We start from the raw sequence: 12,812 nt of genomic DNA, 5'->3' as shown, positions 1-12,812 counted from the left end.
GATAATATACAGATCAAAGATTGTTTGCCTGCAGGTATGGAAATGGTAGATTATCAGGCTAGCACTGGTAGCTATGATCAGATGAATAATATTTGGTCAATTCCAGCTATTCCTGCAAATCAAACTGTCAATATCAAACTACTTGTCGAGGTCAATCAACCCAAAGATAAGTATCTCAATCAAGCAGAAGTAATAGCTGCTGATCAATTGGATATTGATTCGGTTTATAATAACTTTGATTTTGGTGAGGACGATGCCGATCAGGTCATTAGTAGCTTGATTGATCAGGGGTTGGGTCAAAGCTACTTGTCAGGATTTGTCTTTATTGATAGCAATAATAATGGTCACCAAGATAATGGTGAAATTGGTATCGATAATCTGGGGGTGGTGATCAAACTGCCTGATGGATCAACCCAATATCAAATCACTGACAATGGCTGGTATCAGTATGCTACCAGCCAAATAGGACAATTTCAGGTAATAATAGACCAAACTTCTAATAACTATCCTATTGATATGAGCCTGACTACTGAACCATATGGCGGGTATGAAAATCAGACACTGGAAGTATTGAGACCTGAGGTTTATCAATTTAATCCGATAGGTTATTATAAGTCCAATCAAAACCAGTCTGATTCTCCAAATACCCCAGTGGCATCAAATCAAGATAACCAGCAGTCAAGTGGGCAGGTTTTGGGCACTACTGTAGCCCAGCCAAATAATTTTGAACCAACCAACTATAAACTACCTAGAGCAGGTCGATATGGACTAGGCATGGTCTTGCTTCTTGGGGTAGGGGTTGGTTGGTATTGTTTGATATCAATTAAAAGATTCCTGTGGAAAAAAACTAGTAGTGATCGTCTATAGTTTGGTTTATATCATGTCGTGATCATTATCGACATTTTGACTACTAGTCTTTACCTAGTCCATTTAAGGTACTATAATAGAGATAAGCTTTTTAGGCTAATTGATAGCCAAATTTGAAAAGAGAACATTTAAAAAAAATAAAAACAAAAATCAAAAATCTATTCCATCATAGTTTATATTTATAGACTTGGATGGAATAAGTTCGATACAGAAAGGCTACTATCTAAGCCCTTAGATAAAAGTAAGGGATAGATATAGTGGATTCAGCTGGATTTGAGATCACCTGTTTGGCAGTCAGTAAGTGCATCAGTAGGGCGCACTTACAAACTGGCTCTAGGTACATTTTTCATTTATATGAACACTTCCACCTCACTTTTAAAAAGCAACTATTTTTAGTTAAATTATTTTGTAGAATTTTTTCTATAATAAAAAAACAAAAACAAAAACAAATAGCTGACTGCTAAAAAGGTGGTCTCAATAAAACACTCAGAGATAAGCTGAGGTAACAAACCCATTTGATGCTTCATACTTGACTCCATTCGGTTAATTTTGGTTTAATCTTGCTATATGATTGAACATCAACCCGTTTTATTGGAACAAGTAATTGGTCTTGCGTCGGGGTTGAAATCTGTTCGGTCTATACTTGATTTGACTGCTGGCTATGGGGGGCATAGCCAGGCGCTGATAGAGAAATTTAGACCTGAGCTAGCAGTACTTGTAGATCAAGATAGTTATGCAATTGGTAAGCTTAAACAAAAGTTTGGATCAAACTCATCCGTTGAGATCGTTAAGCAGAATTTTAGGGATTACGATCCTGGCTTGGGACAGTTTGATTTAATCTTAGCTGATCTTGGGGTATCTTCACCTCAATTGGATATTGCCGATCGAGGTTTTAGCTATCTTGATTCTGGTCAAAGGCTAGATATGAGAATGGATCAGACTGCTGGTATCAGTGCAGTAGAATTGCTGGAAGAAGCAACTGAGCAGAGACTTACTGAGATATTCAGAGAATATGGAGAGCTACGGTTTGCTCGAAGTATTGCTAAGGGGATTATTGCCTATAGGCAAAAAGGGCCAATTATAACGGTCAAAGATCTCAACCAAGCAACCCAAAAATACTGGTTATCTAGACCGAAAGTCCAAGTTTTGATCTATCAGGCTATCAGGATAGCTGTCAATGATGAATTGAAAGCCTTGGATCAATTATTAGAAAACCTAATAGAGATGCTTACTCCAGGTGGTATTGGAGCAATAATCAGTTTTCAATCCCTAGAGGATCGAAGGGTCAAAAGAAAGTTTAGAGAATTATCAGAGGCAAGATTAGATATTCTTGGTCGAGAGATAGACCCAGCAAAAGTTAGTCTCTTAACCAAACGTCCGATAGTGCCTAATCAAAATCAAATCGTCAACAATCCGAGAGCTCGTAGTGCAAAATTGCGAGCAATAATAAAAACAAAAAAAATACCAACCAAGTAATTAACTTGATTGGTAGCTAAAATAGGAGGTCTTTATGGCAATAGCTGTAAAAGATTTAAGCCCAAGGGCTGTCACTCTTCAAGTAAGAGTAGTCAGATAAGTCGAGAAGGGTGTCGTATTGGTTAATCCAATACGACACCTCGCTCAATAAAAACAAAAACAAATAAGGAGAGAGAAACTATGTCGACCGCTACTATAGCATATCGTCGCAATACTAATACGGTACATCATCAACAACTATTTAATCTAGGAGCATATCGTAAATATGCCATACTAAGCCTGGTAATTGTTGGGTTATCTTTGATTTATATTAATCAGGCAACAAAATTGGATGTATTTAACTATCGAGCTGCAATGCTAGAAAAAGAACTAAGTGAGCTAAAGGGAGAAAACCAATTGTATCAAGTAGAGGCAACTAGACTTCAGTCTATCCAGACAATCAAGGAGAGTAAGGTTGCCAATGATATGGTTCCTGCAGATCCACAGTTTATAAAGAGCTAAGACGGAATATTTAATGACTACCAGATATAACCTTTCAAGACGTATAAATATCTGGATAGCAGCAATTTTTGTAATTTTTGCTATAGTAGTCTATCGCTTGATTATTATTCAAGTTTTTGAAAATCAGAAATATTTAAAGGCTGCAGCTAACCAGCAGACTAAGCGACAGACTATTTTAGCCAAGAGGGGTAGGATTTTACTAAATGAGGGAGAGCAGGGTTTTGCTATTGCTCAGAATCAAGCCGTTAAGCAATTAAGAATTGACCCAAAAGTAATTAAAGATATTGACTTATTGGCGGATAAACTTTCGACAATTCTTGGTCAAACAAAAGCTGATTTGATTGAAAAGTTGACATATAACGGTAATCGTTATGTATTGCTTAGTGACAGGTTGACACTTAATCAAATTGAGGAGCTAGAGCTACTAGGAGTAGAAGGGTTGATTATGGAAGATAGTGAGAGTCGGTATTATGGTGAAGCTGGATTATTCTCGGGGATTAGTGGATTTGTTAATTCAGATGGAGTTGGACAATATGGAATAGAGCAGTATTGGAATGATGTTTTGGCAGGTACTCCGGGTCTAGTTAAGGCCGTTAAGGATAATCAGGGTATCTCTTTAGCTTCTAGGGATAATATCTTGGTAGATCCAGTAGATGGTGGAGATGTTTATCTAACAATTGATCGTAATATTCAGTCTTGGAGTAATGATATATTGGCAAAGTACATGGAAAAGCATCAAGCTTTCGAAGGTCAGATAGTGGTAATGGAGCCAGATACAGGAAAGATTAATGCAATGGTTAATCTCCCAAATTATGACCCGAATAATTATGGTAATGTTGATTCGGATCAAGCTTATATCAATCCAGTTGTTTCAGATATCTATGAGCCCGGTTCTGTATTCAAGCCCTTGACTATGGCCGCTGGCTTAGAGTCTGGTTTAGTATCAGCTAATAATACTTATTTTGATTCTGGTAGTGTTGTAGTCGATGGTCAAACTATTAATAATGCCGAGCAGAAGAGTTATGGACTCGTGGCAATGGTTGATGTTTTACGTAACTCTCTCAATACTGGTGTAACTTGGATTCTTCAGCACTTGGGAGGTGCTTACCCTGAGATCAATCAACAAGCCAAGACTGTTTTTAGGGATTTTATCAGTAAGGTTGGTTTTGGTCAGAAGACCGACATTGATATTTTTGGTGAATTTAGTGATCAGCTTGGGATAGTTAAGTCAATTGATGCTAGTGCTTTTGATTATGCCAATATGACCTTTGGTCAAGGGATTTCTGTGACTAGCTTGCAGATGATTAGAGCTTTAGCTATTTTTGCTAATGGAGGTAAACTTGTCAGACCTTATCTTGTAGATTCTGTAATCTATCCAGATGACAAGCAAAAGAAATTTGAGCCAAGAGTAGAAGATAATGTAGTAGACCCAGCAGTAGTTGAGCAGGTAAAAGTTATGATGGAAGCGGTGGTTAGTCCAACTGCTAGTGGATATAATGCAGTGATACCAGGCTATAAGATAGCTGGCAAGACTGGCACTGCTCAGGTACCAGATGGTCAAGGTGGGTATCGTACTGATCAGTACAATCACACTTTTATTGGGTTTCATAGTGATCCCGACTCAAGGTTTATTATTCTAGTTAGACTGCGAGTACCATCTAGCCAAGGTTATTCAGCTTCAACATCGGCAAAGGCTTTTGCCGAATTAGCCAAGAAACTTTTGGATTATTATCAGATTGCCCCAGTATAATTTGAGCTACAAGATTCTGATTTCTGGATTATCAGTAATCCCTTCCAGGCGAAAGTCGGGGATTACCAAGAATTATTTAGTCGATATTCTTTAAATCAAAATTTTAGTTTTATTTTAATCTAGCTATATGCTAAGATAACACGGTATGGAGAGGGTAGCGCTATATCGTAAATATCGATCAAAATCTTTTGAAGATCTATCTGGTCAGACATCAATTATTTCGGCTCTGAGTGGAGCTATCAATAAGTCCAGGATTGGTCATGCTTATTTATTCTCGGGGCCTAGAGGTACGGGGAAGACTTCTGTTGCTAGGATTTTTGCTCGGATGGTTAATCAGCTTGAATCTGATGCTAATCTTGAAAGTTATGTAGATATCACTGAAATAGATGCTGCTAGCAATCGAGGAATAGATGAGATTCGAATCCTAAAAGAGAAGGTTCAGCTTCAGCCAACTAACCTTAGATATAAGGTATATATTATTGATGAAGTACATATGTTGACCAAGGAGGCATTTAATGCTTTGCTTAAGACTCTTGAAGAACCACCTAGTTATGTGATTTTTATTTTAGCTACTACAGAAGTTCATAAATTGCCAGATACAATTATTTCTCGGACTCAGAGGTTTGATTTTCAGCCAATCAGTACTGAGCTAATTGAACAAAGGTTGAGTTGGATTGCTGATCAAGAACAGATCAAAATTGATCAGCCTGCTCTGGCATATATTGCCAAGCTTGCTTTGGGTGGGATGCGTGATGCTATTGGAATACTTGATCAAGTGTCAGGTTTTGGTCAAATAGTAGACTTAGATTTTTTGTTGGATTTTTACGGATTTATTAAGCCAGCTGATCTAGAAAAGCTGACAAAATTAATTATTAGTCAAGATTTTGCATCGATTAGTTTTTTGGCTAGTCTAATTGAGCGTGGAGCAGATCCTCGTCAATTGAATAGCCAATTAATCGAACATCTTAGGGAAAAATTAATGATCAATTCAGAGTATCAGTTGATAGAACTACTAGATTTATTAATTAGTGCTGAGATGGATTTCAAACTAATTGATCATCCGAGCTTACCTCTGGAAATGGCAATCTGGAGATATCTCAAAAGTCCATCTTTGAATCAATTACAACCCGATGATCAAAATCAAGAAAAAAAGCCTCAGCCTAATGACGATGCAAAGACTAGCCAAATAGGTCAAACAATACAGGATAAGGTTAGTCCTGATAGTGTAGATATTAGTTTAGGTCAGGATCAACCAGCGAGAGTGATGCCTCGGATTTCAGAAGACTTTGATCCAGCTAGATTAGCAGATTTACTGTCAATAAAATACAATTCTTTAGCAGCTATTATTAAGCAGTCCAGACTAAATCTTGAAGGTAAGAAGTTGATTATCCAGACAAAGTTTAAGTTTTATCATCAACAACTCGAAGATCGTGATAAGCAGGAAATTATTATTAATGGGTTATCTCAACTTGGTTATCAGGCTGATCAGATAGAAGTCGGACTTCTTGCTGGTGATGATCAGCAGGTTGGTAATAATGATCAGGATTCTACTCAAGATATTTTTAGTATTGCCAAGGAGATCTTTAGTCTAGAGGCTACGAGTTAGTAATGGCAACATTAAAAGTTCCACCTAATAGTATTGAGGCTGAAGAGAGTTTACTTGGTGCAGTATTGCTCGATAAAGACAACCTGATCAAAATCGCGGATATCTTGAGTGCTGAAGCATTCTATGATGCCAGACACCAGATGATTTTTGGAGCGATGCTCGAACTCTATGATAGGCATTTGCCAATTGATCTGATTACTCTTACAGATTATCTCAAGGATCATAACCTACTTGAGCAGGTAGGAGGATCAGTTTATCTGACTGAGTTGGTTGATAAGGTGCCTACGTCTTCTCATGCCTTGAGGTATGCTGAGCTAATCAACCAGAAGTTTATCTTGCGTAAGTTGATCAAAACTGGTCAGGATATTACAGCAATGGCTATTGATAACTCCCAAGATGATATTGGTGGGTTGCTAGACCAAGTCGAAAGTAAGATATTTGCAATCAGTGAAGATCAGGGTAAGAAGGATCTAGTTCGACTCAGGGATATTTTGGCTCAGAGTATGGATCGTTTTGATAGCCTCCATAAAGATAAAGAGCAACTCAGGGGTACTCCTACTGGATTTAAAGATCTGGATGATAAGTTGGCGGGATTCCAAGATTCTGATCTGATTATCCTGGCAGCTAGACCAGCTATGGGTAAAACAAGTTTGGCTTTAAGCTTAGCTAGTAATATTGCCTGTGACTATCATCGACCAGTATTGATATTTAGCATAGAGATGAGTCAAGAACAGCTGACGGATAGGATTATTGCTGCTCGAGCTGGTATCGAAGGCTGGAAGTTACGGACAGGTAATTTGGATGATCAAGATTTTTCCAAGATTACATCTGTGATGGGAGATTTAGCTGAAGCTCCGTTGTATATAGATGATTCACCCTCTCTTAATGTAATGGAGATGCGTACCAAGGCAAGAAGGTTACAAATGGAGATAGGCAAGCTCGGGCTAGTGATAGTGGATTACCTTCAGCTGATGAATCATGCAAGCAGCAAAGAGAACAGGGTTCAAGAGATATCAGCTATCTCTCGTGGACTAAAGTCTTTGGCAAGAGAGATTAATGCACCTGTATTGGCACTATCACAGCTTTCCAGATCCGTTGAGAGTCGTCAGCCAAAAATTCCCCAGCTGGCTGATTTGAGAGAATCTGGTTCGATTGAACAGGATGCCGATGTCGTATTGTTTATCTACAGAGATGAATACTATAATCCAAAGGAGACAGAGAAGCCTGGCATTGCAGATATTCTTTTGAGGAAACACCGTAATGGTCCGACTGGGTCAGTAGAGCTTTATTTTAATGACAAAAACACTAGTTTTCGTTCACTTGATAGAAAATATAAACAAGAAGGACAGGAGTGATTGGTCGCAATACATTCTGGCAAGCAATTAAGTTTGGAATAGTTGGAGTCGGTAATACCTTAATTGATTTTGGCTTATATAATCTAATGCTGATATTTACTAGTCTTAGTGTTAATCAATCAGCTTTGATTTCTGGAGCAATAGCATTAGTCAATAGTCTGATTCTTAATTCTAAACTAACTTTCAAGAGTAAGATTAGTCGAGAGGTTAGCATTAAGTTTATTATTTCGACCTTATTTGGGCTGTTTGTGGTTCGCAATTTAACACTTTCGGCCTTAGTTCGTGCTGAGTTGGTCAATAATCTGATTGATTGGATTGCTATGATTACTGATTGGCATGGTGGTATAACAGGATTGGTTGATAATATTAATCTAGCAATTGCAACTATTGCACTAATGGCTTGGAATTTTGTAAGCTATAAGTATTATGTTTATAAAAAATAAGTTATCAATGGTTCTAATCATGATTACTGGACTATCCACTTTTGCTGGTGTGGTATTGAGATTATTTAAGCTTAATAATATCAATCTAGTTAGTCCAGCTGAAAGTTTCTGGATTGTTGATAAAGATTTGGGTCAGTATCTTGATAAAGGGTTTGGTCTAATATGGTACGGAGTCATTCAGATTTGGCATAGTTCTTTTGGTCAGATCAGCATAATCCAATTAAGATTACTATCAGCAATCGTTGGTATTTTAATTGTTGTACTAGTTGGTATTCTGGCAGTCAAGGTATTTTCTTTTAGAGTTGGGGTCTATAGTAGCTTGATTGCTAGTATCGCGATTGGTTTGGTGATTAGCTCAAGACTAGCTACAATGATTGAGTTAATAAGTCTGAGTCTATTACTTGGAATACTGGCATGCTTGGTAATTATTAGAGGTCTAGGTCAAACGAGATTTAGTTGGGTCTATTGTGGCTTGTTACTTAGTTTATCAATTGGATTACATCTAGTAGGCCTGATACCAGTCTTGATTTCAGCTATCCTATTGGGTTATCAGATATTTACTGTCAAAAAGTATCAGGATAGAGCGCGTTATCTTGGTCTGAGTTTGTTATTCTTATCTATACTGATAGGATTATTGGGGACTTTTTTATTAACTAAATTTGATTGGCAAAGTCTTGGATCCAAAACAGTTTTTTCTGAATCCAATCCAATCTTGGCCTGGTTGGGTAATATTATTGAGGTATTTTCAAATTTATTTGTTAATGGGCTAGATCAAACAGGTTATTATTTTGGCCAATTGAGTGTGGTAGAGCTCAATCTAGGCGTACTAGCAATCGTGGGTTTGGTTGGCTTGTATCAAAATAAACAGATTTTTAGACTATATTTGATAGTTATTGCTAGTTTTTGGATCCTGGCAAGCTTACTTAATATCGAATCAAGCTTCGGTTGGTTAATTGTGATATTGGTTAGCTTGATACCATTGGCTGGCTATGGATTGAATCTGATTTTATTGATTATTGGCAATGAGTTTGAATCCAGAATAATCAAATTGACTTTTTATGGATTAGTGGCTAGCACCTTTGTAGTTTGGTTTGGGTTGAGCTATCAGCAGGTATTTCTAGCGTGGCCAGAGAGTCAAGCTACTTATCAGATTTACCGGGAGGACCTTAATCAGATAGCTAATCAGTGGATAGATTTGCGTCCCGATAACCCAATTATAATAGATAATTATTCAAATCCTGATTTGCTGGATGCTAAAATGACATTAGCTGGTGATCAAGGTTTTGAATATCAGATTCGTGGGAGCAATATAGATGAATTGAAGGGTCTTAAGGCAAAACAAATTTATATCACCTACCAGGATGGATCCAATGATTTATTAATTGATCAGATTAAGTTTGAGTACAAGGATCAGGTAGGGGTCGAGATGATTAATTCTGACATGACCAATATTAGCTTGTATTATCTTGTAAGTATTAAATGATAGCTGATGAATAATAAAATAAACCTTTTGATCATAATACCAGCCTACAAGGAGGCGGGTGTAATAAAGAATAATTTAATTATTCTCGATCAGTTTTTGCAGGAGAATGGTTTTGATTCCTACCAGATAGTGGTAGCGGATGCTAATAGTCCGGATGGCACTAAAGCCCAGGTGAAGGAAGCTATAGATAGAGTAGACCACTTGGAATATTATTCTACGGGACCCGTTAGGGGAAAGGGCTATCAGGTCAAACTTGCTATGCTTAAATATCAGGCAGACTATAAACTTTTCATGGATGCAGATTTTGCCACTCCCTTGGATCATTTATTGGAAGTCAGAGAGATGATTAAGCAGAATAGTGATTTAGCAGTCGGAGTACGCAATATTTTGACTAGCCATAAGGGCTTGAGGCGTTGGATCTCTGGCATTGGTAATTTGCTTACCAGGACGGTATTAAGGATAGATTTGGCGGATACGCAGTGTGGATTTAAATTATTTCGCTCTGATATAGCTGATTTAGTTTTTAATAAGCAAACTTTGGATGGGTGGGGTTTTGATATGGAGATACTATTCATTGCAAAAAAATACCATTACAGAATAGATATTATTGAGGTCAAAGATTGGCAGGATATCCAAGAGGGGAGTAAGATATCTGGTAGCAATCCCCTTGGGATTGCAGTTAATGTCTTTGGAGAGATGTTACGGATTCGATTTAATTCCATTAAAGGAAAATACAACTAGATTTTATTGTCATTTTATTGTATACTTCAGAACATGTCAGAAAGACAGAATTATGAACATCAGGCCGACCCATATGCAACTAGGCAAGATCTTTTAGGTAGGCTTGCAAACCTGGTATCTGATATAAGGTTAGAGGGTGGTGTAGTTGGGATTATAGAGCTATCCGAGGATGCCTATGAAATCAGCTTACCTTCAGATGAAGGTACACAAAAGATAAAGCTTTTTAGAACTGAACCAAGTACTGGAAAATGGGATGGCTGCATAGTCAATGTTGGCTATGCAATGGTCAATCAATATCAAGTATTGGGTATTAAAGAGCTTGAGGAAATAGTTCCAAGATTATCGGTGTATTTACAAGAAAAATCCACATAGGACGCCTAGCATTTCAGCTTCCTAATAATTAACATTCTCAATTTTTGGTGATATGATATCAGTACCAAATATTAAAAGATGGAGGAAAAATGTTTGATAAAGCTAAGATGATTAATCAAATGCGCAAATTACAAAAAGAGCTTAAAAAGCTGGAAATGACTGGTGAGGCTGGTGATGGCAAGGTCAAGGTTACTGCCAATGGAGAACAAAAGATTGTGAGTATAGATCTAGATCCCAGTATTCTCAGTGAGGAAAACAAGAGCTCAATTGAAAATTGGATCAAGTCTGCTACCAATCAAGCTTTTAGCCAAGTCCAGGTAGAGGCCGCTGAAAAGATGAAGACAATGCCCGGTATGGACAAGCTCGGTATTCCTGGTCTCTAGAGTAGAGTATAGTATCAATGCTACCAAGGGTTTTAATACAGCTTGTTGAGGAGTTGAATCGATTACCAAGCATTGGCAATCGGAGTGCACAGAGATTGGCTCTAGCAATTGCCAAAGATGATTATCGTAGTCTTGCTCAGGCAATTCTCGATCTAGAAGAAGGGTTGCACGTTTGTAAATATTGTCAAAATTATGCCGATCAAGCGAGTTGCCAGATCTGTCAGGATCCAAAGCGTGAATCAGATCGATTATTGATTGTGTCGAGTCCTACGGATTTGATCGCAATCGAAAAGACCAATAACTATCGGGGATTATATTTTGTATTGCATGGTTTGGTTTCACCACTAAATGGGGTCAGTGAAATAGATTTAAGATTTGATCTATTGCAAGATATGATCAAAATGCATCAAATTAAGGAGGTAATAGTAGGAACCAATGCTAGTTTGGATGGTGAGACTACAGCACTCTATATTGCCAAGGCTCTTGAAGGATTTTCTGATCTCAAGGTTAGTAAGCTAGCTCAGGGAATGCCAATGGGCGGAGATATAGATTATACTGATCACTTAACTTTAATTCGAGCTATTGAAAATCGTCAATTGATCTAAACCATCATTAAAAATTAGCGATCAACTGGTATAAATGTCCCTAGATGGCTTGATAGCATGTTATAATTATTCTTATGTTAGATAAGAGAATACTTTATCAGTTGCAAGAAATGATCAAGGATGCTAATGGCATCTTGATAGTTGCACCAGATAGCCCAGATGGAGATAGTGTTGGTTCTAACTTAGCCCTGTTCAGTGTTTGGCAGCAAATGGACAAACAAGTTTTTTGGTATGGCGATAGAGGTAATGATCCGGGATATAATTATATAAAAGGTAATGAACTCTGTCAGTTTAGCAGAAACTTAGATCAGATTAGGGGGAGATTTGATCTGGTGTTTCATATGGATGCAGGTTCATTGCAGCAGTTTGAGAAAACTTATCAAGCTAACCCTTGGCTTGAAGATATTAAGACGGTAACAATTGATCATCATGGTTCGAGAGGGAAAGAGCAAACGGATTTGATGATTATTGATCCTAAGGCAGCCTCAAACACAATTCTTGTATTAGATATAATTGAAGCCCTGGATTGGCCGATTGATAAACAGATAGCAGAATATCTCATGATTGGTATCTACTCAGATACAGCTGGGTTTGTCAATGCCAATACGGATGCCAGGGCCTATGCGTCCGCTGCCCGACTCATGCAATATCAGGTAGATCCTCATCGGTTGTATCGAGAATTCATCGAGGGTCAGGCTCTTGATCATGTATCACTGACCAGGCTTCATAAAATCATGTCTAGCAATGTGATAAAAAGAGGAATTGTCGCCTATGCTCATATTGATAATAGTGATATTCAGGATCTTGATCCTGGTCACCATATCTCACACCGGGTGATGTCACATCTTGATCATTTGAGAGGTGTTAAGATTCGATTTGTAGTGTCTGAGGTCGATACTCATCAATATAAGATTTCCTTTCGTTCGACTACGGATTATGATATCAGTAAAGTAGCAGAAAAGTTTTCTGGAGGTGGACACAAAGTAGCAGCCGGGGCAAAATTGGTCGGACCCGAAACAGTCGAGCAAGCTGCTGAACAGATTTATCAGACATTAATAGTAGAGCTAGGAATTGAAGAAGCTCAGATTAAAAAATAGTTTAGGTAATACCTACCAAGACTTTGAACCAATTGACCCAAGCGAGGTTCGTTATTACCACTGTGGTCCAACTCCCTATGATTATGCTCATATTGGTAACTTACGGAGTTTTTTATTTGCTGATATCTTAATC

The 12,812-nt window shown here is 37.8% G+C and carries 14 protein-coding genes; all 14 read left to right on the top strand.

Annotation, left to right across the window (positions count from 1 at the left end; translation table 11 throughout):
* On the top strand, positions 1–867 hold an 867-nt coding region (locus KA531_03385; protein MBP6005915.1), incomplete at its 5' end, for a hypothetical protein.
* A gap of 567 nt (positions 868–1,434) precedes the next feature.
* Complete coding sequence (gene rsmH, locus KA531_03380) at positions 1,435–2,343, top strand: 16S rRNA (cytosine(1402)-N(4))-methyltransferase RsmH (GenBank protein MBP6005914.1); 909 nt, start codon at positions 1,435–1,437, stop codon at positions 2,341–2,343.
* A gap of 180 nt (positions 2,344–2,523) precedes the next feature.
* Entirely contained in the window at positions 2,524–2,844 is a 321-nt protein-coding gene (locus KA531_03375; GenBank protein MBP6005913.1) for a hypothetical protein, read from the top strand.
* A 13-nt stretch (positions 2,845–2,857) separates the two neighbouring features.
* Complete coding sequence (locus KA531_03370) at positions 2,858–4,594, top strand: penicillin-binding protein 2 (protein MBP6005912.1); 1,737 nt, start codon at positions 2,858–2,860, stop codon at positions 4,592–4,594.
* Positions 4,595–4,739: 145 nt separating this feature from the next.
* A complete protein-coding gene (gene dnaX / locus KA531_03365; GenBank protein MBP6005911.1) occupies positions 4,740–6,200 on the top strand; it encodes a DNA polymerase III subunit gamma/tau in 1,461 nt (486 codons plus the stop codon).
* A 2-nt stretch (positions 6,201–6,202) separates the two neighbouring features.
* Positions 6,203–7,555, top strand: coding sequence for a replicative DNA helicase (gene dnaB / locus KA531_03360; protein MBP6005910.1), 1,353 nt, complete (start codon positions 6,203–6,205; stop codon positions 7,553–7,555).
* Positions 7,552–7,998 (top strand): GtrA family protein, encoded by a 447-nt coding sequence (locus tag KA531_03355; GenBank protein ID MBP6005909.1) that lies wholly within the window; start codon positions 7,552–7,554, stop codon positions 7,996–7,998. Before dnaB ends, KA531_03355 begins: the two co-directional genes overlap by 4 nt.
* Entirely contained in the window at positions 7,982–9,481 is a 1,500-nt protein-coding gene (locus tag KA531_03350; protein MBP6005908.1) for a hypothetical protein, read from the top strand. Before KA531_03355 ends, KA531_03350 begins: the two co-directional genes overlap by 17 nt.
* Positions 9,482–9,487: 6 nt before the next feature.
* A complete protein-coding gene (locus tag KA531_03345; protein MBP6005907.1) occupies positions 9,488–10,222 on the top strand; it encodes a glycosyltransferase in 735 nt (244 codons plus the stop codon).
* Positions 10,223–10,255: 33 nt separating this feature from the next.
* Entirely contained in the window at positions 10,256–10,594 is a 339-nt protein-coding gene (locus tag KA531_03340) for a hypothetical protein (GenBank protein ID MBP6005906.1), read from the top strand.
* A gap of 89 nt (positions 10,595–10,683) precedes the next feature.
* Positions 10,684–10,977: a YbaB/EbfC family nucleoid-associated protein gene (locus tag KA531_03335; protein MBP6005905.1), complete on the top strand. Its 294-nt coding sequence runs from the start codon at positions 10,684–10,686 to the stop codon at positions 10,975–10,977.
* A 17-nt stretch (positions 10,978–10,994) separates the two neighbouring features.
* Positions 10,995–11,582: a recombination protein RecR gene (recR, locus tag KA531_03330; protein ID MBP6005904.1), complete on the top strand. Its 588-nt coding sequence runs from the start codon at positions 10,995–10,997 to the stop codon at positions 11,580–11,582.
* Positions 11,583–11,656: 74 nt separating this feature from the next.
* Positions 11,657–12,679 (top strand): DHH family phosphoesterase, encoded by a 1,023-nt coding sequence (locus KA531_03325; protein ID MBP6005903.1) that lies wholly within the window; start codon positions 11,657–11,659, stop codon positions 12,677–12,679.
* A partial coding sequence (gene cysS / locus KA531_03320; protein ID MBP6005902.1) for a cysteine--tRNA ligase occupies positions 12,654–12,812 on the top strand: 159 nt, incomplete at its 3' end. The genes KA531_03325 and cysS, both read left to right, overlap by 26 nt.

The sequence above is a fragment of the Candidatus Saccharibacteria bacterium genome (assembly GCA_017983775.1).
GTDB lineage: Bacteria > Patescibacteriota > Saccharimonadia > JAGOAT01 > JAGOAT01 > JAGOAT01.
This window is presented reverse-complemented; position numbering and strand designations above follow the sequence as displayed.